Origin of the sequence: endosymbiont of Bathymodiolus septemdierum str. Myojin knoll, from assembly GCF_001547755.1 — a bacterium.
GTDB lineage: Bacteria > Pseudomonadota > Gammaproteobacteria > PS1 > Pseudothioglobaceae > Thiodubiliella.
In genome coordinates, this window is sequence record NZ_AP013042.1 from 841,621 (window position 1) to 863,608 (window position 21,988).

The 21,988-nt window shown below is 39.4% G+C and carries 22 protein-coding genes; 15 read left to right on the plus strand and 7 right to left on the minus strand.

Features of this window, described 5'->3' with window-relative positions:
• Positions 1-3: 3 nt before the first annotated feature.
• The 4 genes from BSEPE_RS04510 to BSEPE_RS04525 are packed head-to-tail and all read right to left on the minus strand — an operon-like array spanning position 4 to position 4,025.
• On the minus strand, positions 4-1,350 hold the full coding sequence (locus BSEPE_RS04510) for a vWA domain-containing protein (RefSeq protein WP_083502979.1): 1,347 nt from the start codon (positions 1,348-1,350) through the stop codon (positions 4-6).
• A complete protein-coding gene (locus BSEPE_RS04515) occupies positions 1,347-1,793 on the minus strand; it encodes a hemerythrin domain-containing protein (RefSeq protein ID WP_066044546.1) in 447 nt (148 codons plus the stop codon). The genes BSEPE_RS04510 and BSEPE_RS04515 overlap by 4 nt, the downstream gene beginning before the upstream one ends.
• Positions 1,793-2,974 (minus strand): NnrS family protein, encoded by a 1,182-nt coding sequence (locus tag BSEPE_RS04520; RefSeq protein WP_066044548.1) that lies wholly within the window; start codon positions 2,972-2,974, stop codon positions 1,793-1,795. The genes BSEPE_RS04515 and BSEPE_RS04520 overlap by 1 nt, the downstream gene beginning before the upstream one ends.
• 10 nt (positions 2,975-2,984) lie before the next feature.
• Positions 2,985-4,025, minus strand: a complete 1,041-nt coding sequence (locus tag BSEPE_RS04525) for an AAA family ATPase (protein WP_066044550.1) — start codon at positions 4,023-4,025, stop codon at positions 2,985-2,987.
• Positions 4,026-4,101: 76 nt separating this feature from the next.
• Between BSEPE_RS04525 and BSEPE_RS04530 the strand changes: the two genes are divergently transcribed.
• From BSEPE_RS04530 to lipA, 3 genes are read left to right on the plus strand one after another with little or no spacing between them, the layout of a single operon-like run.
• Entirely contained in the window at positions 4,102-4,386 is a 285-nt protein-coding gene (locus BSEPE_RS04530) for a YbeD family protein (RefSeq protein WP_066044552.1), read from the plus strand.
• Positions 4,386-4,991 (plus strand): lipoyl(octanoyl) transferase LipB, encoded by a 606-nt coding sequence (gene lipB / locus BSEPE_RS04535; RefSeq protein ID WP_066044554.1) that lies wholly within the window; start codon positions 4,386-4,388, stop codon positions 4,989-4,991. Before BSEPE_RS04530 ends, lipB begins: the two co-directional genes overlap by 1 nt.
• Positions 4,975-5,922 carry a lipoyl synthase gene (gene lipA / locus BSEPE_RS04540; protein ID WP_066044556.1) on the plus strand — a complete coding sequence of 316 codons (948 nt, stop codon included), beginning with the start codon at positions 4,975-4,977 and terminating at the stop codon, positions 5,920-5,922. Before lipB ends, lipA begins: the two co-directional genes overlap by 17 nt.
• Before the next feature lie 73 nt (positions 5,923-5,995).
• Here lipA and BSEPE_RS04545 read toward each other — a convergent pair whose 3' ends face one another.
• Positions 5,996-9,541 carry an efflux RND transporter permease subunit gene (locus BSEPE_RS04545; RefSeq protein WP_083502980.1) on the minus strand — a complete coding sequence of 1,182 codons (3,546 nt, stop codon included), beginning with the start codon at positions 9,539-9,541 and terminating at the stop codon, positions 5,996-5,998.
• Positions 9,542-9,548: 7 nt separating this feature from the next.
• Complete coding sequence (locus BSEPE_RS04550; RefSeq protein ID WP_066044558.1) at positions 9,549-10,694, minus strand: efflux RND transporter periplasmic adaptor subunit; 1,146 nt, start codon at positions 10,692-10,694, stop codon at positions 9,549-9,551.
• Positions 10,695-10,850: 156 nt separating this feature from the next.
• Here BSEPE_RS04550 and pdxA point away from each other — a divergent pair, with 156 nt between their 5' ends.
• Genes pdxA through BSEPE_RS04570 form a run of 4 tightly spaced genes read left to right on the plus strand, consistent with a single transcriptional unit; the run spans position 10,851 to position 13,734 of the window.
• The gene (gene pdxA, locus BSEPE_RS04555) at positions 10,851-11,825 is read left to right on the plus strand and encodes a 4-hydroxythreonine-4-phosphate dehydrogenase PdxA (protein ID WP_066044560.1); all 975 of its coding nucleotides are present in this window, start codon (positions 10,851-10,853) and stop codon (positions 11,823-11,825) included.
• Positions 11,818-12,576 (plus strand): 16S rRNA (adenine(1518)-N(6)/adenine(1519)-N(6))-dimethyltransferase RsmA, encoded by a 759-nt coding sequence (rsmA, locus tag BSEPE_RS04560; RefSeq protein ID WP_066044561.1) that lies wholly within the window; start codon positions 11,818-11,820, stop codon positions 12,574-12,576. The genes pdxA and rsmA overlap by 8 nt, the downstream gene beginning before the upstream one ends.
• Positions 12,566-12,937, plus strand: coding sequence for a Co2+/Mg2+ efflux protein ApaG (gene apaG, locus BSEPE_RS04565; protein WP_066044563.1), 372 nt, complete (start codon positions 12,566-12,568; stop codon positions 12,935-12,937). Before rsmA ends, apaG begins: the two co-directional genes overlap by 11 nt.
• Positions 12,937-13,734: a symmetrical bis(5'-nucleosyl)-tetraphosphatase gene (locus BSEPE_RS04570; protein ID WP_066044566.1), complete on the plus strand. Its 798-nt coding sequence runs from the start codon at positions 12,937-12,939 to the stop codon at positions 13,732-13,734. Before apaG ends, BSEPE_RS04570 begins: the two co-directional genes overlap by 1 nt.
• Here BSEPE_RS04570 and dapF read toward each other — a convergent pair.
• A complete protein-coding gene (gene dapF / locus BSEPE_RS04575; RefSeq protein ID WP_066044568.1) occupies positions 13,731-14,543 on the minus strand; it encodes a diaminopimelate epimerase in 813 nt (270 codons plus the stop codon). The genes BSEPE_RS04570 and dapF overlap by 4 nt on opposite strands.
• A 61-nt stretch (positions 14,544-14,604) precedes the next feature.
• Here dapF and BSEPE_RS04580 point away from each other — a divergent pair, with 61 nt between their 5' ends.
• From BSEPE_RS04580 to gmk, 8 genes are read left to right on the plus strand one after another with little or no spacing between them, the layout of a single operon-like run.
• Positions 14,605-14,958 (plus strand): gamma-butyrobetaine hydroxylase-like domain-containing protein, encoded by a 354-nt coding sequence (locus BSEPE_RS04580; RefSeq protein ID WP_066044570.1) that lies wholly within the window; start codon positions 14,605-14,607, stop codon positions 14,956-14,958.
• Between the two features lie 53 nt (positions 14,959-15,011).
• Positions 15,012-17,309 carry an outer membrane protein assembly factor BamA gene (gene bamA / locus BSEPE_RS04585; protein ID WP_066044572.1) on the plus strand — a complete coding sequence of 766 codons (2,298 nt, stop codon included), beginning with the start codon at positions 15,012-15,014 and terminating at the stop codon, positions 17,307-17,309.
• A gap of 21 nt (positions 17,310-17,330) precedes the next feature.
• Positions 17,331-18,326: a UDP-3-O-(3-hydroxymyristoyl)glucosamine N-acyltransferase gene (gene lpxD / locus BSEPE_RS04590; RefSeq protein WP_066044573.1), complete on the plus strand. Its 996-nt coding sequence runs from the start codon at positions 17,331-17,333 to the stop codon at positions 18,324-18,326.
• Positions 18,327-18,328: 2 nt separating this feature from the next.
• A complete protein-coding gene (gene fabZ / locus BSEPE_RS04595; RefSeq protein ID WP_066044575.1) occupies positions 18,329-18,772 on the plus strand; it encodes a 3-hydroxyacyl-ACP dehydratase FabZ in 444 nt (147 codons plus the stop codon).
• An 11-nt stretch (positions 18,773-18,783) separates the two neighbouring features.
• On the plus strand, positions 18,784-19,575 hold the full coding sequence (gene lpxA, locus BSEPE_RS04600) for an acyl-ACP--UDP-N-acetylglucosamine O-acyltransferase (RefSeq protein ID WP_066044577.1): 792 nt from the start codon (positions 18,784-18,786) through the stop codon (positions 19,573-19,575).
• Positions 19,575-21,110, plus strand: a complete 1,536-nt coding sequence (murJ, locus tag BSEPE_RS04605; RefSeq protein ID WP_269450652.1) for a murein biosynthesis integral membrane protein MurJ — start codon at positions 19,575-19,577, stop codon at positions 21,108-21,110. The genes lpxA and murJ overlap by 1 nt, the downstream gene beginning before the upstream one ends.
• Positions 21,107-21,373, plus strand: coding sequence for an oxidative damage protection protein (locus tag BSEPE_RS04610; protein WP_066044581.1), 267 nt, complete (start codon positions 21,107-21,109; stop codon positions 21,371-21,373). Before murJ ends, BSEPE_RS04610 begins: the two co-directional genes overlap by 4 nt.
• A gap of 2 nt (positions 21,374-21,375) precedes the next feature.
• Positions 21,376-21,984, plus strand: a complete 609-nt coding sequence (gmk, locus tag BSEPE_RS04615) for a guanylate kinase (protein ID WP_066044582.1) — start codon at positions 21,376-21,378, stop codon at positions 21,982-21,984.
• Positions 21,985-21,988 lie beyond the last annotated feature (4 nt).

The window sequence follows — 21,988 nt, forward strand, 5'->3', positions numbered from 1 at the left end:
GATTTAATTAAGTTGGATGCGCATGCCCCATGGAATGGGTTCTTTACCTTTGACGAGCCACATAACAGGGTAGTTGGGCGCTAAGTCGGGGAATATACCTTTAGCATCAGTAAAATAGATAAGGACATCGCAGGGGGTGTCTTGAATGCTTATGTAATCAAAGACGGGAATGAAGTTAGTACCTTTGCCACCACCTAGGGAAACAGGGAATTGTAATTCATTCCAGGCTTCAAAACGCCATGGAGAGTGCTCAGAGAGTTTGTCATCGCAGGCAATTAGGGTGATGCTAGCACGGAGATTGGCTTTAATAGCGTCAACTTCTGAGACGAATTCATTGATTTCTTCTTGGGAAATCGAGCCTGAGGTGTCAATGGCAATGGCAATATCTATTTGCTGTGATTTGAGCGAAGGTAGGATTGCATCTCCTGAGCGGCGTGAAGGGCGTGTGTAAGAGAAATCATCACGAGCAAAGGTAGACATATATTGAGCTAACAATGATTGCCATGAGACTTGAGGTTGAAGAAAAAAGTCAATGAGCTTGGCAAACTCCCCATCTAATTTACCCGCCTGTTGGGCGAGTTGCGCACTGGAAGCAAGGTTTTTTTGCCATTGGGTAGCGAGTTGTTCCACTTCATCGGGCTTTAGAGATGGTGGCTGCTGAGCGAGTTGCGATTCACCCTTGCCCTGCCGATTGTCAGATTTTGAATCTGAATTGTTTTGCCGCTCCTGCTCTTTTTGTAAATCGTCTTCACGCATACCACCATCAGATTGCTTTGAGTCGTCATTGGCCTGGTCATCGTATAAATGCTGGTCCATTGGCTCTTGATCGAGATTATCATCGATCATTGGGTAAATTTCTTCGGCAATCATACCTTGGTATTGACGAAAAATTGGCACATCAATCGGCGGATGAAAACCCTCTTTAACTAAGAGTGGATTAATGGCAAAATCACAGGCCAAATCCCACTTGTGCTTTGTCCGATTACCTCTGCGAGCAAAATGTGTCAATGCACAGTGCAAGGCTTCGTGAATCAGTATAAATTTGATTTGATGATTGTTGAGCGAATCAATGAATTTAGGGTTGTAATAAAAACTTTTAGCATCAGTAGCACTGGTTTTGCACCAAGAATCTGCTGCAACAAGCGGTAATCGCAATACTAAATTACCCAAAAAAGGTCTATCCAATATCAGTTGTGTACGCGCCTTGGTGAGCTTACTCTCAATCTGCTGTAATTCATTTTGCGTCAGTTTAGGTTTTTCAGACTTAACAATATCCTCACCAACCACTCTAACCTGCTCATCGGGTTTAATCGTTTCACTTTGCCAAGATTGATAATCTGATGTGCTCATATTTTAATAATTGGCTTATGCGATAGGCTTGATTTAAGAATGTTTAATTTTTCATTGTCTGATAGTAAATTAATTTTTGGGAATAATTCTCTGTCCTCTAATCGAGAATGGGATTTTAACAAATTACCAAAATTTAATAACCTTTCTGGGTGATTGTGTAGGCTTTCAGCCAAACTATATAATTGCTGGTGTTCATCAAATAATTGATTGCATAACTTTAAAAGTGCATCTGATTTACCCTTTAAAGGGGTAAAAATTGTTAACTCTTCTGTTTCAAAATGTTCAGCAAAGGTTTTTCTAAATACCTTAGATACTTGTGTGCATAATTTTTTAATTTCGGTATTATTGTTATTTGATTTTGCGGTATTAACACACTTATTTCCTAATGATAAGGATATATGATGCTCTCTAGTAAGCGTTAAAAGTTCGTTGGCTATTTTCATTATCCAGATTGCCCGTCAATCCTTACTTTAAAAAACATAGGAATATAAACAAATGAAAAAGTAGCAAAAACACCCACCCATAAGACTTGCGCAATAAAAATCCATAAAGTGTAGTAATCCATACTCAGTATCGGTAAAAACACTCTAACAATAAAAGATAAAATTAACAATATAAAAATAAAATTTAATGCTTTTGGCGGATTAAAAACATCTCTGCCTGTGTGACCCAAGCTAACTCTGCTCATCATACTAATGGTTATTAGGGCAATGCCAAAAGCAAAACTATGCACATCTAAATGTGGCGGTAAAATGACAAAATAAGATGCTACCTTAAATCCAAAACCTAATATTAACAAGCCGTAAGCCAAATAAAGCCCCCATATTAAAGGCTTTGTCCAAATTTTTGCGTTATACCAATACACCAATCTAACACCATGAATGACGACTAAAAACACAGCTATAATGACACTAATAAAGGTATTGAAGAATACTTCGATGGGAATATAAATCACCATCAAAACTAAGCTTGAAACATCTAAGAATTTAGCATTTTTTAATTCATAATTAAGCCCTAACCCACGCTCAATAAAGAAAGGTATTAGGCGTCTTATCATCATAAAAATAAGGCTTAAAATCAAATAAAATCCTAGGTACAATCCCCAGGTTACACCCTGCTCAACTTCGCTTAATAGACCAAAATAAAACAAACTATGTGCCACTAGCATAAGCAACAACTTGGCAATAATGCCACTGTGCTTCCATTGCCTAGTTTTAATAATTGGGTAAGCGATAGCGATTAAAGAAAATAATAAAAATCCAACATCAATAAATGCCTGAATTAGCAAGTATTCATCAGCAATAAAAGGTAAAAATCTAGCCAAAGCCCAGAGTATAAAAAGCGCCAACAAAGATTTTCCATGCAATGTTTGCACACCTGTCCAATTTTTCACAGCTGTTAATAAAAAACCGACAATAACCGCCATTGTATAGGCAAAAATCATTTCATGTGCATGCCAAGTAGCGGTATTAATATGACTGGTTAATAAAGAAGTATGAAAAAAAACGCCCCACAGCACCATTGAAATCGTAGCAATTAAGCCTGCTGCCATAAAAAACACTCTAAACCCTGAGCGCAAAACTGGTGTTGTTGAGTGGCTATTATTTTGGTTAAGATTAATCATTATATGACCTCTAATCAAACATCACATCGGCAATTTTTCCTGCCCAGTCGGCAAATTCAGGTAGGGAGAAAATCTGCTCACCAATCGCGCGTTGCATATCGGATACTAGCATTACCCCGAGTTCTTTTTGTGGGAAGTCTTTAGCAAAATTAAGGATATTACCCCAAACCACTTGGGCGTTATCAGCACCTTTGACGCTGATCGCTCTACCGACTAAGGCGGAGCAGATGGCATATTGTAAATCAATGGCATCGGGAATTGAGACAGTTTCGCCGTTTACAATCGCATCAAGGTCGGGTAAATCTGCTAAATGTTCAATAAAAGTAGCGACTTCAACGCCTGCCACTTCCCCAACACAGGCGCTGGCTGTAGACCTAAACAAGCTTAGGTTGTTGTCAAACTTTTGTAAAGCGCGATGGGTGAATTCCCAGGTTCTTGGTGATGGGAATGCAACTGGATTGTGTGCGGGGTCAAATTCAAATAAATGTTCGGGGCGATAGCGTAAAAAACCAATAATGCGTTCATCAATATTATTTTGGTATGCCCAAGCGACCCAATCATCAAGATTGACCTCCAGGGTGTAGTGCGAAAAACGATTGGCAAGTGGTGCAGGCATTGAATAAGTCACCCCCCTATCGCCTTGGCGGTTGCCAGCAGCAAAGATGACCCAACCATCAGGCACGATATAATCACCCAAACGACGGTCTAAAATTAATTGGTAAGCCGCTGCGGAAACTGTTGGTGCTGCTGAGGTAATCTCGTCTAAAAATAAAATACCTTTCTCACCATGTCGCTTTGCATCAGGCAATAATGAAGGAATTGCCCAATCCACTTGCTCGCCATTTTTAAAAGGAATACCGCGTAAATCACTCGGCTCCATCTGCGACAGACGAATATCAATCATATTAACTTTGTGCGTATTGGCAACTTCGGCAATAATTTGTGATTTGCCGATGCCTGGCACACCCCATAGCATTACAGGGGTATGATGACCCAGTTCAACGGATTCAAACTCTTGATTTAAGATGGTGCTGACTTTCTGTGGACGCATTGAAATATCCCCTTCTAACTTGAAAATAATAAAAATTATCCCTATTTTATAGTAATAGACACTAAAATCACCTATTATGATTAAGCCCAATGCAAAACCTACTCCAGAAGAAATTTTTAATTTTCCCTGCGATTACCCTATTAAGGTAATGGGCAAGGACCACGAGGACTTGCACGCTGAAATGTGTTGCATCATTGAACGACATGCTGGGGCAATTCACCCAAGTCAAATTACCAGTAGAAAAAGCACCAAAGGTAGTTATATCTCTTACACGGTCAGAATCACTGCGACCAGTATTGCGCAACTCAATTCTATCAACCAAGAACTGCAAGACCATCCATTAGTTGCCTACATTCTTTAATGCAAATACAACGCCTCGGATTACAAGATTACACCCAAACTTGGGCGGCAATGCGTTCCTTTAGCGCTAAACGACAAGCGCATACTGAGGACGAACTCTGGATTGTTGAGCACCCTGCTGTTTTTACCCAAGGCATCTCTGGAAAGGCTGAAAACTTACTTAACGACAATAATATCCCCGTAGTGCAGTCCGACCGTGGTGGGCAAATTACCTATCACGGTCCAGGTCAATTGGTAATTTATTGCCTAATTGACTTGCGACGCTTAGGTATCGGCGTCAAAAAAATGGTGTCATTGATAGAAGATGCAATCATGGATTTACTCGACACCCACGGTATTGACTCAGAACTCAGAGAAGGTGCGCATGGCGTGTATGTCAATGGCGCTAAAATTGCCGCATTAGGACTAAAGGTTAAAAATGGCAATACTTACCATGGGCTGAGTGTAAATGTTGATATGGACCTTTCGCCCTTCTTGCAAATAAACCCTTGTGGATATCAAGGTTTAGCAGTTACACAAATGGCAGATTTAACGGATAATGTGCAACTTGAAGCCGTCGGCAATGAACTCACGCAATTATTAACCCACTATGTCACAAGAAATTGAAATTAAAACCCTAAAAGGCGCATCAAAAACTGCTCGTTTACGCATTAAACCAGATGCCACGCGTATTCCGTTGAAGAAACCGAGTTGGATTCGTATTAAACTTGCTAGTGGCTCAAAAGTCAGTAAATTGAAAGACACGCTACGCGCTCAAAAACTATTTACCGTCTGCGAAGAAGCGCAATGCCCCAATCTTGCCGAATGCTTCACCCATGGCACCGCAACTTTTATGATTATGGGGCAAATTTGCACCCGTCGTTGTCCATTTTGCGATGTTGCACACGGTAAACCAAAGCCCTTAGATGCAGATGAGCCCAAGCACTTAGCGGAAACCATTGAAAAAATGGCACTCAAATATGTGGTCATTACTTCCGTTGATAGAGATGATTTGCGTGATGGAGGTGCTAACCATTTTAAAGAATGCATTGATGCCATTAGAACAGCCACACCGAAAGTTAAAATTGAAATCCTAACACCTGATTTCAGAGGTAGAATTGACAAGGCACTCGAAATTTTTCAAAGCTGCCCACCTGATGTATTTAATCACAACCTTGAAACCGTGCCAAGTCTTTATCCAAAAGTCCGCCCAGGAGCAAGTTACGAGTATTCTTTAAAGTTACTGCAGTCTTTCAAGCAACAACATCCACAGGTAACGACTAAATCAGGCTTAATGCTCGGCGTTGGCGAAACTAAACAACAGGTATTAAATGTTTTAACCGACCTACGAACACATAATGTCGATATGCTCACGCTTGGTCAGTATTTACAACCTAGCAAGCACCACTTAGCCGTTGAGGAATATGTCACACCTGAACAATTCAAAGCGTATAAAGAAATTGCTATAAAAATGGGATTTTCACAGGTTGCCAGTGGTCCAATGGTACGCTCATCCTATCATGCGGACTTGCAGGTGGCAGGTGAATCTATCGGCTGATCTTAACTTTGGGCTTTAGGGGTAATGAAAAAAATCACCTAAAAAAAGGTTTTTTTTAATTAAGTTGAGACATTTAGATATCTTCTTTATCCTCTTTTTTAAGGAAGCCATTAGTATCAATCTTCTTAGGTTTAATCTCAGCATCATTGACCTTTGTTTCTTCGGCTTGACTTGTGCCGTTAACTTCAGGCGTTGTGATTTTCTTGTCTGACTTACCTTTGTCCAAGATGGTTTGCACCCACTTTTTGGCATCTACCTTGGTTTTATTATTGTTAGAGGTGTCTTCCTTTTCAATATTATATTTTGCATCAATATCTTCATCGCCTGGCAATAAACCCATATTAACAGCAATATTACGACAAGATTCCTCACCTGCTGATAAGGTACCTAATGGGATAACGATTAATGTTAATACGGTCGAAACCAAGACACCAAATAATAACGAAATAGCCATACCTTGAAAGATTGGGTCCGACAAAATCACACTTGAACCACCAACTAAAGCAAAAGCGGTAATCATAATCGGACGGGTTCTTGATGCGCAAGAATAAATAACGGCATCAAAGAATGGCATACCTTTGGCGTATTCTTGCACAGTAAAATCCACTAATAAGATAGAGTTACGCACAATAATACCTGCGAGAGCAATCCAGCCAATCATTGAGGTAGCTGTAAATTCCGCGTCGAGTAACCAATGTCCTGGCACAATACCCAGTAGGGTTAATGGAATAGGTGCCATAATCACAGCTGGAATGATGAAATTGCCAAATTGCCAAACAACCAACATATAGATAACCACCAGCGCTACAGCAAATGCAGTACCCATATCACGGAAAGTCTCATAAGTCACAGTCCACTCACCGCCCCACTCAAAGCCGGGTACAGTTTGATCTTTTGGTGGGCCTAGATATTTTCCTTGTAGTTGCTTACCATCAACAGTTTGATAATCTAACAACAAATCATCAACGCCAAACATCGCATAAATCGGTGCACTAAGACGACCAATTGGTTCGCCTAAAACATACTCAACATCAGCAAGGTCTTTGTGGAATACGATATCATCTTGTTTTTTGTACACAAATGATCCCAATTCAGAAATTGGAATCATGCCACCGTGCTGAGAAGGTACCGGTAATTGTGTTAAATAAGACAGTTGAGAGCGCCTTGTCAATGGCACCTTTAAACAAACGCGAGAAGGCTCCAATGCATTTTTCAAGCGGATAGTCGTTACATTGAAACTACTCATGGTCATTGCCAATGTTTCTTTAATAACTTGCACGCTGACACCAAAACGGGAGGCTTTTGCGGTATCTACTTGGAAATTAATCACTGGATATTCATCGCGTATTAAGTTGTCAACATCGGTCATCGTACCTGATTCTTTAAACATCTTGGTTAAATCACGGGCCAGTTTGCGACGCGTTTCTTTATCAGGTCCGTACACTTCTGCGACTACAGGGCGTAAGACTGGCGGACCTGGGGGCATTTCAACCACGGCATAATTTGCACCTACATCTAAGGCAACTTGACGAATCAATTGACGCGCTTCAAGTGCAACTTCATGACTTGAACGATCACGGTCATGCTTTTCTGCCAATTGAATTTGTAATTCGCCTTCTGACGAATTTTGACGCAAATAAGAATGCCGAACTAAACCATTAAAATCAAACGGTTTGGCCGTGCCTGCATAAGTTTGAATAGAGACCACTTCTGGTATTTGACGCAAAATTTGTGCCATCTTATGCAAAGTAGAGGCTGTCTCAGATAATGCCGTACCGTCAGGCATATCTAGCGATACGCCAAACTCTGATTTGTTATCAAGCGGTAACATTTTCACTGGTACTGCTGTTGAGTAGAACATTGACATCGATAAAAAGAATGCCACCATTAGGCCAATCAAAAAACTCAAGCCATAGGGTTTAACATAAAATAATTTAGAAATAGTTGAGCGAAAGAAGGCGTTCATTATCTTACCTTCTTTTTCTTCTTTTTTGTGCATTTTGTGCAGCACATGAAGCGGTGGTACAAACTTCATAATAAAATACGGCGTAAACACAAATGCAGCAAACAATGAGAACATCATTGCTACCGATCCCAAAACTGGAATTGGCGCCATATAAGGACCCATCATACCGCTAACAGCAGCCATAGGAACCAGGGCCGCAACTACGGTAAAGGTCGCAAGAATAGTTGGATTACCCACTTCACGCACCGCATCAACCGCAGTAGCAATGGTAATTTTATTGTCAATTAGCCAACGGCGATAAATATTTTCGGTCACCACAATAGCATCATCAACTAAAATACCGATTGAGAAAATCAAGGCAAACAAACTCACCCTGTCAATAGTCATACCTAACACCCATGCTGCAAAGATAGTCATTAATAGCACCACTGGAATCACCAGTGTTACTACGATTGCAGGACGAATACCAAGTGCAAACCAAACTAAAATAGTCACAGCACCTGTGGCAATAAAGAGTTTTGTGATCAGCGCGTTGACCTTATCTTTGGCGGATTTGCCATAATCTCTACTAACAGTTACTTCCACATTATCTGGAATGAGACGCCCTTTTAACTCCTCTACTTTCTTTAAAATGTCACTGGAAACTTTCACCCCATTGGTGCCAAATTTCTTAGCGATGGCAATCGTAACCGCTTGTTCACCCGTTGCTTTCACCTTCTCCTTACTGGCAGCACCACTATAGTGATTAACCATATGATGCGCTTCTTCTGGTGCATAATAAACATCTGCCACATCACGCACATATACTGGCTTGCCGTCTTTAACGGTAACCACTAAATTTTCAATATCTTCTACTTTTTTAAAGAAATCACCCGAGTAGACTTCCATCTTTAAGCCGTTAAGTTCGATATTACCTGTATGTGAACTAACATTAGCACTACCAATGGTGTTAGAAATCTGCTGTACAGAAATACCATAACCTGCAAGACGACCTGGGTAAAGGTCAATATGGAAAATCTCTTTACGCCCGCCAACAACAAAACCTGCATTGGTGTCTTGCACTTTTTCAAGTTGTTGCAATAACTCTAGTCCTAACGCTCGTAATTGCCCATCATCAACAGATTTTGACCACAAGGTAAGATTGACAATAGAAACATCATCAATTTCTTTTGGTTTAACTAAAGGCTGCTTCGCTCCTGGTGGCATAAACTCAAGATTTGCCAACATCTTGTCGCGTACTTTAAGCACTGAGGCGTTCATTTCTTGACCAACATCAAATTCAACGGTAACAATGCCTTTGCCTCTATCGCTCGCAGAATAAACATGCTTAACGCCTAAAATGTTAGACATCATTCGTTCTAATGGCTTAACCACGATATTTGCCACCTCTTCTGAAGAGGCACCTGGGTATTCAACAAATACATCAATTAACGGCACAGAAATTTGTGGGTCTTCTTGTCGTGGTGTGGAAATCAGACCGATAATGCCCATGCCGAGCATCGCAAAGAATAAAATAATAGAGAGTGGTGAGGTGATAAAAGCCTTTGTCAGTTTGCCTGCAATACCCAATTCATACTCTTTTACATGGTTAAGCGTAGTATCTTTATTGATACCTTCGTCTTTAGGGGTGTCGATGTGTTCGTGATTTGGCATATCAGTATTAAATGCTCATACCTGAAATCATTAAAATATTAGGGTTGATGACAATTCTCTCACCAATAGAGACACCTGATAAAACACTCTTTTTGCTTTTACCAACTGACTCACCAAGGCGGACAAATCTAAGTTCGGTTTTGTTGCTTCGTGGATTAATAACAAACACGCTTGGCAAACTAGAGCGCCACATAATGGCACTTTCTGGAATAACTGGTGTCAATACACCTGAATCCCTTTCAAAAATTTCCACCTCTGCATAAGCGCCTGCTAAAACTGGTGTATTTTTTGGTAAATCAAATTTTACCTTGACACTGTGTTTATTGTTATCTGCAATTGGGTAAATTTGCGCCAATCTTGCATTGACAATAGTGTTGCTAATATCTAACCTAATGCGATATCTCTTGTTAATTTTAAGACTGGTTACTAGGCGAGAAGGCACATTTAGCTCGACTTGTAATTTATTGATATTGGCAAACTTCAACAACACCTGCCCTTGTTGTACAACATCACCCTGGTTAACATTTTTAACCACAATAACCCCGTCAAAAGGGGCAGTAATGCTCGCATCTTTAAGACGCTCTTCTACTTGTTTAAGTTTAAGTTGCGCCTGTGTTAACTTGTGTTTTGCTTGTTGGTAAGCCGTGTAGCGAGAAGTGCGCCTGGCATATTTATCAAAATCAGGGTTGCCTTGTCCACTCATTCTCACCATTGGATCAGTAAATACTGAAAACATACTGCCCGCACCGCCAAACATACCACCTGAATTTGGGGAAACGATTGACTGTGAATACTGCACACCGGCATTCCTAAGTGCTTCGTTAGCAGACTTAATCTGTGAAAAAGCCGCATCTCTTTGTGCTTGAATAGACTCTTGTTCAAGGGTGATGAGTGCAGCACCCTGTTGGAATACATCACCCTCTTTACCGTTAATACTTAGAACATCGCCCGATACTTGTGCCGACAAGCTTACTTGTGCCGATGAAATAACTTTACCGCCTAAAAGCGCCCTTTTATCAAGTGATTGCCCTTCCACCTTCTGAACATTATAAGAAGTGTTAAAATCCTTTGATCCTTGGTTAAACTGCGCCGCACTAGAAAATGACAAAGGTAGTAAAATTGATGCTATAGCAAGTTTTGTTGTTAAATTCATTTCTAAAACCTAATAAAATATGGAAACTACATCTGTAACCTTAGCATTATACATTGATTTCCTGTTATTTATTTTAAGTATATTTATTTAAAGGTCTTAATATAGTTAGACACTATAATAAAGATATTTTTTTAACACGCTATTAAAGTAAAAACAATGCTTGCATTTACCCCTGGAGAGCCCGCTGGAATTGGTCCTGATTTGGCAGTGATGATTGCCCAAGAAAAGACCGCACAGGACTTATTGGTATTTGCTGACCCCGATGTATTGTTAACACGTGCAAAAGCCCTTAATTTAACACTTAAAATTACCGAAAAAGAAAGCACTACAGGGGCAAACACTTTATGTGTTTATCCAATAAAAACAGCCGATAGAGTAGTGGCTGGTGAGTTGAATGAAAACAATACAGGCTATGTTTTAAATACCTTAGATTTGGCAACGCAATATTGCCTTAATAAAAAGGTGCAGGCGTTAATAACAGGGCCTTTGCACAAGGGTATTATCAATCAAGCAAATATTTATCAAGATAAAAATGGCGATGGGTTTACTGGACATACAGAATATTTGGCAGAAAAATCCAACACAGATAAAACGGTGATGATGTTGGCGACTGAAGGGTTGCGAGTAGCATTGGCGACGACACATATTCCTTTGAGCCAAGTATCAAAACACATTCAGACGGATTCTTTAAGGGAAACTTTGAGCATTGTTCACCATTCTTTACAAAGCTATGGACTGAAAAACCCAAAAATTGTGGTTTGTGGACTTAATCCGCATGCAGGAGAAGAGGGTTATCTCGGTTCTGAAGAAATTGAAATCATCAACCCTTTGATTGCAAAACTCAATGCACAAGGCTTTAACCTTGTTGGTAGCGTGCCTGCGGATACGGCTTTTACAGTTGACGCCTTACAGGGTGTGGATTGCGTGTTGGCAATGTATCACGACCAAGGATTGCCAGTTTTAAAGACTTTGGGCTTTAAAAAAGCCGTTAATGTAACTTTGGGCTTGCCTTTTATTCGCACTTCGGTAGACCATGGTACGGCGCTTAACCTTGCAGGCACGGGGAATATTAGTATGGGCAGTTTGCACACGGCAATCCAATATGCAAAGGACATTATCAACTATGCATAAGGCACGCAAACGCTTCGGGCAAAACTTTTTAATTGATAATACGGTGATTGGTCGTATTATTGCCGTAATTGCGCCAAAATTTAACGATAATCTACTAGAAATCGGCCCTGGTCAAGGAGCGATGACACTGCCTTTATTGGAAAAACTCAAGGTATTGAATGTAATTGAGATTGATAGAGATTTAATTAACTTATTAAAGGGTTTTAATAAGGATAATTTAGTTATTCACGAAGGTGATGCGCTAAAATTTGATTTAAGCACCCTGCCAACCCCAATTCGTGTGGTTGGTAACTTACCTTATAATATTTCATCACCCATTCTTTTTCACTTGCTTGAAAACCGTGATAAAGTCGTGGATATGACTTTTATGTTGCAAAAAGAAGTGGTGGAAAGAATGGTAGCGGATAGTGGCTCTAAAATTTATGGGCGCTTAAGTGTAATGATTCAGGCGTTCTTTGAGGTAGAATTGATTTTTATCGTTCCACCCGAATCATTTAACCCTGCTCCAAAAGTAGATTCTGCGATTGTCTACCTTAAACCTTTAGTTAAAACGGATGTTAAAAATATGGAAATTTTCCAAAAAGTGGTTAAAGCTTCTTTTGCACAACGCAGAAAAACCCTGAGGAATTGTTTAAAATCTTTATTAACACAAGAGCAAACAACCATCAACCTGTTACAACGCGCTGAAATGCTGTCAGTGCAGGATTTTATTACCTTAGCTAATGATTACGAGGCCCTTTATGAAAAATAGTATTGAAATTACCATTAAAGTTGTGCCATTGCCGCAACACACTGTGGCTTTTGAGCGTAAATATGCGTTTGCCTATACAATTACCATTATCAATACTGGAGAAATCGGCGCACGACTACTAGATAGGCACTGGATTATCCAAGATGAAACTGGACATATTGACGAAGTTGAAGGTCCTGGCGTTGTTGGTGAACAGCCACATTTATTACCCGGAGAAGGCTTTGAATACACTTCAGGTTCTGTCATTCAAACCCCAACTGGCACAATGAAAGGTGAATACGGCATGGTTAATGATGATGGTGAACATTTTGACGCCATTATTCCTGAGTTTGTCCTCAGTGAGCCTTATACACTGCAATAATGTCGAGTTATCTGATAGGTGACATTCAGGGCTGCTTTGATGACCTTCAAGCGTTATTAAAAAAGGCAAATTTTTCTACCGATAAAGATCAATTATTTTTCTTAGGCGATGTGGTTAATCGAGGTACGAAATCTCTTGAAACCCTGCGCTTTATCAAAGATTTATCCGATAATGCAAAAATGTTATTGGGTAATCATGATTTTCATTTACTTGCCTGTACATTGGGCGGAAAAACACCTAGCAATAAAGATACTTTTAGCGATATTTTAGAAGCCAAAGACTCGTTAGAACTGATTGACTTTTTACGCCAACAACCCTTAGTCATTGAACATCAAGATGCGCTATTGGTTCACGCAGGTGTCCCGCCAATTTGGGATAAGCCCACCCTACTCACGCATACTACTAAAGTTGAAGCGCACCTGCAAGGTAATCAAGCAGGTGCATTTATTGACGATATGTATGGCAATAAACCTAGCATCTGGACGGCAGATTTAAATACAATGGATAATTGTCGATATACCATTAATGCCTGTATGCGTATGCGTTTTTGTACAGCAGATGGAGAACTAGAATTTAAAGGAAAAATGGGGTCTGAAACCGCACCAAAAGGTTTTAAAGCATGGTTTTTACATGAGAATAGAGTGTTGAAAAATACCGATATTTTCTTTGGTCATTGGTCAACATTGACAGGCGTTACACAGCCACATATCTATCCAATGGATAAAGGCTGCGCTTGGGGTGGAAGATTGAACATGATTAGATTTGAAGACAGAAAAATATTTTCAGTTACCTGTTAAATTTCCACTTGCCCCTCGTAGATAAACTCTGCTGGTCCCATTAAAAACACATGTTCACCTGGGGTATATTCAACAATAACACTGCCACCTTTAAAATTCACCGTTACTTGTTGGTCTAATAAACCCAATTTGATGCCATGAATTATCGCTGCACAGGCGCCAGAACCACAGGCAAGCGTTTCACCTGCCCCCCGTTCATAAACGCGCAATAATACAACACCTCTATCGACGATTTGCATAAAGCCAACATTAACCCCTTCAGGGAATAATTGACTTTCTTGAATGGCAGAAGCAACTGCCTCAACCTCTGTATTTTCAACTTTATCCACGATTAAAATACAATGTGGATTGCCAATTGACAACGCGCCGAATTCAATGCCGTTGACTTTGTAAACAGTTGCTTGCGATTCTATCTCCAAAGGGATTTTCACAGGTTCAAATTGTGGCTCGCCCATATCAACTCGCACCGTATTATCCTCATTAATCAACAAACGCATAACGCCGTTGCGAGTTTCAACGCTAATTGGGTTATTAGAGGTTAAGCCTTTTTCCGTGACAAAACGCGCAAAACACCGTGCGCCATTGCCACATTGGGCAACTTCCGAACCATCGGCATTGATAATGCGGTAACGAAAATCTGCAACCTCCGAATTTTCCACTACCAACATCTGATCAAAACCCACGCCATAATGCCTATCCGCTAACGATTCAATCTGCTGTGTGCTAATCAACATTTCTGGGCTATTGGTCATATCAACCACCATAAAGTCATTGCCAAGCCCATGCATTTTTGTAAAATTAATTATCATGTGGGTATTTTATCCACTTATGCGTTAAAATACCGCCTAATTTAACCCCGTGGAAAACCCTATGAAAGCACCCAGTAATATCACTCTTAATAAAGAAAAAACGCTGTTAACTGTTACCTTTGACGATACTGAATATCCGATGACAGCGGAATATTTACGCACCCACTCTCCTTCTGCAGAAGTAGTTGGACATGGTCCAGGTCAAGAAACCTTGCAAATTGGCAAAGAAAATGTCACTATTACTCGTATTGAGCCAACAGGTAATTATGCAATTATTTTGTTCTTTAGCGATGGTCACGATAGTGGTATTTATTCTTGGGAACATTTATATAATCTTGCCATGGAGCACGATATTCGTTGGGCTAATTATCTAACCAGACTAAAGGACGCCGGGCACTCTCACTCGCAACATTAGGCAGTCATTATGTTGTATAATAATGGACTTCTATTTATTTTAACTTTAAGACTATGAAAGGAAATGCACTTAAAACTGCTCTGGCTATTGGACTATTGAATGCTTCATTGGTTTTTGCGGCACCTATTAAAAATATCGAAATTTTGGGGCTTAATGCCATCTCTAGAGGGGCGGTACTCAGCTATCTTCCTGTTGAAGTTGGAGACGATTACAATGCTAAAATCTCAGCACAAATCATTCGCACACTTTATAAGACGCAGTTTTTCAAGGACATTGAAGTAATACAGATTGGTAAAACTTTAAAAATTACCTTGGTAGAAAATCCATCTATTAAATATGTTAATTTAATTAACCAATCAGACAAGGTGCTTGACAAAGATATGATCGACAGAGTATTAACCAGTATGAATTTAACCCAGGGTAAGATTTTCAATGAAAGACAACTAGACAAATTAATGAATCAGTTACAGGCAACCTATACTGCTAAAGGTTACTACAATACTAAAATCACCAAGCGTGTTGAAATTGACAATCAGAATAGGGTTGGCGTTGAGTTAGATATTGACGAAGGTGAAGTTGCCCGCATTAAAACAATGCATATTAGTGGCAACAAAGTAGAAAGTGAAGAGGATTTACTTGATTTATTTGAAATTGGTGAGCCAGACTGGTCTCCTTTGAATTATTTTACTGAAAAAGATCATTACTCTAAAGTTGCATTAGATGCTGGTGTTGAGGCGTTAAAATCACATTACATTGACTTGGGTTATCTTGATTTCAAAATATTAAATGTTAGCAATGAATTGTCTGATAACAAAAAAAGTATTGATATTAACATCCAAATAGAGGAAGGTAGCAAATATAAGATTGGTGCCATTAAATTTTCAGGCGAATTATTGAACGAATCAAAGGAAAGTCTAACAAAGTTATTAACCATTGAAACTGGCAATATTTTTGAGCGTCAAAAGATTATTAACGATATTAAAGTGATAACAGATTTGTATACCGACCAAGGTTATGCATTTGCTACAGTGGATGCGGTAACTACTGAAAACAAGGTGGTACATACAATTGATTTAAATTTTAAAGTACAGTTAAAGAAAAAAGTTTATATTAACCGTATTACTATTACTGGAAACACCAGGACTCAAGATGAGGTTGTGCGTAGGGAAATCGGTATTTACGAAGGGGGATTGTATTCAAATAAAGAATTAGAAGAATCTATTGATAAGATTAAGCGTTTAGGTTATTTTTCCGATGTAAAGATGAATGTTTCCAAAGTGCCAGGCTTTGAAGATAAAATTAATTTAAACTTTGTAGTTGAAGAGACTAAAACAGGTACTTTTTCTGTTGGCTTGTCACACTCTAATAATTCTGGTACCTCGTTTAATTTAGGCATTTCAGAAAAAAACTTCTTAGGCTCGGGTAATACGCTAGATGCTTCATTATCTAGTTCTAAGGCTGTAAAGGAGGTAAATTTTTACTTTCTAGATCCATACTTTACCCCAGAAAAACACAGCCTTAGTTACGGTATATTTGTTAAGAAAACGGATGGTGCAAAACTTGATGTGGCAAGTTATAAAATCAACGAAAAAGGCGGGAGTGTCGGTTATGGAATTCCAATCACAAAAGACACTCGTATTAGCACAGAACTTAAAGTTTCTAGTAAAAAAATTACTTGTGGTACAACATTTTTTACGCAAGAGTCGACACAATGTAACGAATACAGCAATAAGAATTCAACAGAAGTTAAATTAAATCTCAATTGGAGCAGTAACACTCTAGACGATTATCTGTTTCCAACCAAAGGTACAACTAATAGCGTCAATGCTTCTATTGCATTACCAGTCGCTGATTATAAATATTATAAGCTTAGCACTTCGCATAAAAGTTACCGTCCACTGTCTAAGAATATTACTTTCAAGGTGAATGCTTCCATTAGCATTGCACAAGGTTATGGCAATAAAGAATTACCATTTTTTGAGCGTTATTACGGTGGTGGTAGTTCTTCCGTGCGTGGCTTTGATTTTAACTCCTTAGGTGAAAAATATGCGGATACTGAGAAAGCCAAAGGTGGTGAGCTTTCTGTGCTTACTGGTGTTTCACTGATTTCACCTTTAACTTTCATCAAGGACAGTAAAAATATGCGCATGAGTGCATTTATTGATGTGGGTGCAGTAAGCACTAAAGCCTCTAGCTTTAACGCAGGAGATGAATTTCGTGCTTCTGTAGGTGCTGCCTTCACTTGGCTGACGCCTGTTGGACCATTAGGTGTCTATGTAGCTAAACCAATTTTAAAGAAAACTGGTGATAAAACTAAGACTTTTGAATTTACGATTGGCACAAGTTTCTAATAACTATTGGAAGCATAGAGAATGCACACACTGGGCGAGATTGCTACTTATATTGATGCGAAACTGATTGGCGATGCATCGATAGAAATTAACAGCCTTGCAAGTAGTGCCAACGCTCAAAAAAACCAACTTACTTATATTTCAAAACGCAAATATAGAACAGATTTATTAACTTCAAAAGCCAGCGCTGTTATCCTTGATCAAGATTTAGTTAACGACTGCCCTACTAATGCGCTTGTGGTTGACAATGTTCATTTAGCGTTTGCCAAGATTAGCCATTATTTTAAGCAACAATCTACGCACTTAAATGGCATTCATACTAGTGCTGTGATTAATAGTAATAATATTGCCAATAATTGCACCATTGCTGAAAATGTCGTCATTGGACAGAATTGTCGTATTGCTTCTGGCACCGTAATTGAGGCAAATGTAGTCATTGGTAATAACGCCAACATTCAGGCAAATGTTACAATTTTACAAGGAACAACGATTGGCAATAATGCTGTTATTTCTGCAGGTTCCGTTATTGGATCAGAAGGTTTTGGCAATGCTTTGGACGATCAAGGTCATTGGTATAGTATTGCTCACCTTGGCAATGTGGTGATTGGTGATGATGTTAATATTGGCGCCAATACCGTGATTGACCGAGGTACACTAGAAGACACGCAAATTCAAAATGGTGTTCATCTTGACAATTTAGTGCATATTGCTCATAATGTTATTTTGGGCGAACACGCAGCGATTGCCGCTGGCGTGACTGTTGGCGGTAGTGCTGTTTTGGGAAAATATTGCCAAATCGGTGGTGGCACAGTCATCGCTAGTCATATGCATCTCGATGATGGTACTATTGTCACAGGATCGAGCACGGTAGATAAACATTTAAGCAAGGGGCATTATACGGGTTTTACTTCTATTTCTCCTCATTCAGATTGGAAAAGAAGTCAACTATGGCTGTTAAAACTTGATAAAATTATTAGCCATCTTAATATTAAATTAAAACACTTAAAAGGAAGTTAATTATGGAAATGAACATACAGGATGTTAAGAATTACTTACCACATCGCTACCCTTTCTTGTTGATTGACAGAGTGCTAGAATTAGAAATTGGCAAGTCTATTGTTGCCTTGAAAAATGTAACCTATAACGAGCCACAATTCACGGGGCACTTCCCTGCACAGCCGATTATGCCAGGTGTTTTGATTATTGAAGCTTTGGCACAGGCAACGGGAATTTTGGCGTTTAAATCTGAAGTAGGTAAGCCGATTGAGGGACAAATTTATATGTTGGTTGGTGTCGACAAGGTGCGTTTTAAGCGTATGGTTGAGCCTGGCGACCAATTGCGCTTAGAGGTTGAAGTAATGACCGTTAAACGCGGTATTTGGAAATTTAAATGCATTGCCACGGTAGATGACAAAGTGGTTACTACTGCCGAATTAATGTGTACACAAAAAACCACTGAATAAAAGAAAATATTATGGCAATACACTCTAGTGCGGTCATTGACCCCAGTGCAAAAATTCATAAAACCGCTGAAATATGTGCTTATGCAATTATTGGTGCCAATGTGGAAATTGGTTCGGGTACCATTATTGAGTCTCATGCGGTAATACAAGGTCCAACAAAAATCGGTAAAAATAACCACATCTATTCATTTGCCTCTATTGGGGGTGACCCGCAAGATGTTACCTATGAAGCTGATCAGGAGTCCAACTTAATTATTGGCGATGACAATTTAATTCGTGAATTTTGCACTATTAACCGTGGCACAGAAAAAGAAGAGTCTATCACTCGTGTTGGCTCTAAAAATATGTTGATGGCGTATGTGCATATTGCTCATGATTGTCAGATTGGCAATCATATTATCATGTCAAACAACGCCTCATTAGCGGGACATGTGCGTATTCAAGATTGGGCAATTTTAGGGGGGTTCACTCTAGTTAAGCAGTTTTGCATGATAGGCATGCACACTTATGTTGGCATGGGTTGTCAGGTTAATAAAGATATTCCTTCCTATATGCTTGCCTCAGGTGTGCAAACTCGTGTTCGCAGTATCAATGCTGAAGGGATGCGTAGGCGTGGCTTTACGCCAAATGCAATTTCTGCGATTAAGCGCGCCTTTAAAGTGGTTTACCGTGGCACCAGCCTGCTTGATCAATCTTTACAAGAGTTAGAAGAAACAGAATCTGATCACATTGAAGTTATGCAGTTTGTTCGATGTATTCGTAATTCAAAGGCTGGTATTATGCGTGGTCCACATGAGGAATAGTGTCAGTTAATAAGTCCTTTCTTAGGTCTAGTAGTGTTGTTACTGCAATGACCTTTTTATCAAGAATTTTAGGATTGGTGCGTGATTACTTTGTTGCCCGATATTTTGGTGCCAATGGCCTAACAGATGCGTTCTTGGTCGCTTTTAGAATCCCTAATTTTCTGAGGCGTTTATTCGGAGAGGGGGCTTTCTCACAGGCTTTTGTACCTATTCTAGCCGAAGCTAAAGCCAATCACAGTGAAGAAGAGGTGCAAAATGTCATCAACCACATCGGCACCAAATTCTTAAAAGTTCTGATTGTTCTCACTCTGATTGCGGTCATTTTTGCCCCTCTGATTATCTTTATATTTGCATGGGGTTTTTATTTTGATGCTGATCCGACTAAGTTTAATTTAGCCACAGATATGCTTAGAATCACCTTTCCTTACTTGTTGCTAATCTCTTTAACGGCATTTTCAGGCAGTATTCTCAATACTTACGACAACTTTGCCGTGCCTGCCTTTACACCCGTTTTATTGAACATCTCTATGATTTTGTGTGCTGTGTATTTATCAGAGTACTTAGAAACGCCGATTATGGCGTTGGCCTGGGGCGTGCTGATTGGTGGCGTTGTGCAGTTATTATTCCAAATTCCGTTCTTGATTAAACTTAAAAAAGTACCTCGTTTGGCTAAAGGTCAACACGAGGCGGTTAAAACTTTGAAAAAACGCATGCTACCCGCCCTATTCGGAGTTTCGGTCTCACAAATTAATTTATTGATTGACACTATGATTGCCACAGTTTTAGTCAGTGGCAGTGTCACTTGGTTGTATTATTCAGACAGATTATTAGAATTACCCTTGGCATTAATTGGTATTGCTTTAGCCACCGTTGCTCTGGCCAAACTCAGTAATCACCATGCCAACAGAAATAAGGAAAAATTCACACAAACAATTGATTATGCGCTTAAAATTGGTCTGATACTCGGTACTCCTGCTTGTGTAGGGTTGGTATTATTAGCAGAACCCTTATTGATTACCTTATTTCAATACGACGAATTTACGCCCTTTGCAGCATATCAATCCTCACTAAGTTTAATGGCATATGGTGCAGGATTGATGGCATTCATTACTGCTAAAGTTTTGGCCCCTGTATTTTTATCCAGGGGCGACACCAAAACGCCAGTTAAAGTCGGTGTTATTGCTATGGTGTCTAATATCTTCTTAAATGTTTTTTTTGCCTATTACTACGCGCATATGGGTTTAGCCATCGCAACTTCATTGTCAGCATTAATTAACGCCACCCTGCTCTATTACTATCTTAAAAAAGACAATATTTTCAGTTTTTCTACCGACTTTATAAAAATGTCTTTTAAAGTGTTATTAGCAACGATTATAATGACTACCTTTATATTTAATTTCAATCAAAACACCAGCGATTATCTTAGTGGTGATGTGTGGTATCGAGTATTGTCAATTGGCACCATTATTGGTGGCGCGGCACTTAGTTACTTTGCAAGCCTTTGGATATTGAGGGTTAAATTAGGAAGATTATGACAACTGTAAACTGTGTAAAAATGAATCAAGTTTTAGAGGCTTTAGATCGTGCCCCGTACCCTGGAGAACTCGGTAAGCGCATTTTAGAAAATGTTTCCAAGCCAGGCTGGCAAGCGTGGTTAGATCATCAAACGATGTTGATTAACGAAAACAATCTTAATATGTTAGATGAGAAGGCGCAAACCTATCTAAAAGAGCAAATGGAAAAGTTTTTCTTCTCCGAAGAAGGTGCTGACGATATCAAAGGTTACAACCCTAAATAATTATGGCAAATTTATTCGTCATTGCGGCGCCATCAGGCTGCGGGAAAACTTCTTTGGTTAAAGCCTTGATTGCGCAAACAGATGACCTATGCGTTTCTGTCTCACATACCACACGCAATGCGCGCCCTGGTGAAATTCACGGGGAAAATTATTTCTTTGTCTCTAAAGAAGCGTTTGACAAAATCAACAAAGAAAATGGTTTTATTGAGTCAGCACAAGTGTTTGATAACTACTATGGCAGTGCTAAAAAAACGGTTGAAGATTTATTAGCAGATGACAAGGATGTGATTTTAGAGATTGACTGGCAAGGTGCTAGACAAGTTAAAAAGAGTTTTCCAGAGGTGGTCAGTATTTTTATCGTCCCCCCTTCTATTGAAGCCCTTAGAGAACGATTAACGGGTAGAGGACAGGATGATTCTAGTATTATTGAGCGTAGAATGCGTGATGCTGTCAGTGAAACTCAACATTACGATGAATTCGATTACTTGGTGATAAATAATGATTTTGAAACTGCCTTACAGGATATATTAACCATTATTCATGCTCAAAAATTCAACATCAAGCAACAGTCAAATAGACACCAGGCGCTACTTAAAACCCTTATTAAATAACGCC

Excerpts from the sequence above, each read along its gene's own strand:
- BSEPE_RS04510 (WP_083502979.1), bottom strand. The coding sequence starts at position 1,350 with ATGAGCACATCAGATTATCAATCTTGGCAAAGTGAAACGATTAAACCC.
- BSEPE_RS04515 (WP_066044546.1), bottom strand. The coding sequence starts at position 1,793 with ATGAAAATAGCCAACGAACTTTTAACGCTTACTAGAGAGCATCATATA.
- BSEPE_RS04520 (WP_066044548.1), bottom strand. The coding sequence starts at position 2,974 with ATGATTAATCTTAACCAAAATAATAGCCACTCAACAACACCAGTTTTG.
- BSEPE_RS04525 (WP_066044550.1), bottom strand. The coding sequence starts at position 4,025 with ATGCGTCCACAGAAAGTCAGCACCATCTTAAATCAAGAGTTTGAATCC.
- BSEPE_RS04530 (WP_066044552.1), top strand. The coding sequence starts at position 4,102 with ATGATTAAGCCCAATGCAAAACCTACTCCAGAAGAAATTTTTAATTTT.
- lipB (WP_066044554.1), top strand. The coding sequence starts at position 4,386 with ATGCAAATACAACGCCTCGGATTACAAGATTACACCCAAACTTGGGCG.
- lipA (WP_066044556.1), top strand. The coding sequence starts at position 4,975 with ATGTCACAAGAAATTGAAATTAAAACCCTAAAAGGCGCATCAAAAACT.
- BSEPE_RS04545 (WP_083502980.1), bottom strand. The coding sequence starts at position 9,541 with ATGCCAAATCACGAACACATCGACACCCCTAAAGACGAAGGTATCAAT.
- BSEPE_RS04550 (WP_066044558.1), bottom strand. The coding sequence starts at position 10,694 with ATGAATTTAACAACAAAACTTGCTATAGCATCAATTTTACTACCTTTG.
- pdxA (WP_066044560.1), top strand. The coding sequence starts at position 10,851 with ATGCTTGCATTTACCCCTGGAGAGCCCGCTGGAATTGGTCCTGATTTG.
- rsmA (WP_066044561.1), top strand. The coding sequence starts at position 11,818 with ATGCATAAGGCACGCAAACGCTTCGGGCAAAACTTTTTAATTGATAAT.
- apaG (WP_066044563.1), top strand. The coding sequence starts at position 12,566 with ATGAAAAATAGTATTGAAATTACCATTAAAGTTGTGCCATTGCCGCAA.
- BSEPE_RS04570 (WP_066044566.1), top strand. The coding sequence starts at position 12,937 with ATGTCGAGTTATCTGATAGGTGACATTCAGGGCTGCTTTGATGACCTT.
- dapF (WP_066044568.1), bottom strand. The coding sequence starts at position 14,543 with ATGATAATTAATTTTACAAAAATGCATGGGCTTGGCAATGACTTTATG.
- BSEPE_RS04580 (WP_066044570.1), top strand. The coding sequence starts at position 14,605 with ATGAAAGCACCCAGTAATATCACTCTTAATAAAGAAAAAACGCTGTTA.
- bamA (WP_066044572.1), top strand. The coding sequence starts at position 15,012 with ATGAAAGGAAATGCACTTAAAACTGCTCTGGCTATTGGACTATTGAAT.
- lpxD (WP_066044573.1), top strand. The coding sequence starts at position 17,331 with ATGCACACACTGGGCGAGATTGCTACTTATATTGATGCGAAACTGATT.
- fabZ (WP_066044575.1), top strand. The coding sequence starts at position 18,329 with ATGGAAATGAACATACAGGATGTTAAGAATTACTTACCACATCGCTAC.
- lpxA (WP_066044577.1), top strand. The coding sequence starts at position 18,784 with ATGGCAATACACTCTAGTGCGGTCATTGACCCCAGTGCAAAAATTCAT.
- BSEPE_RS04610 (WP_066044581.1), top strand. The coding sequence starts at position 21,107 with ATGACAACTGTAAACTGTGTAAAAATGAATCAAGTTTTAGAGGCTTTA.
- gmk (WP_066044582.1), top strand. The coding sequence starts at position 21,376 with ATGGCAAATTTATTCGTCATTGCGGCGCCATCAGGCTGCGGGAAAACT.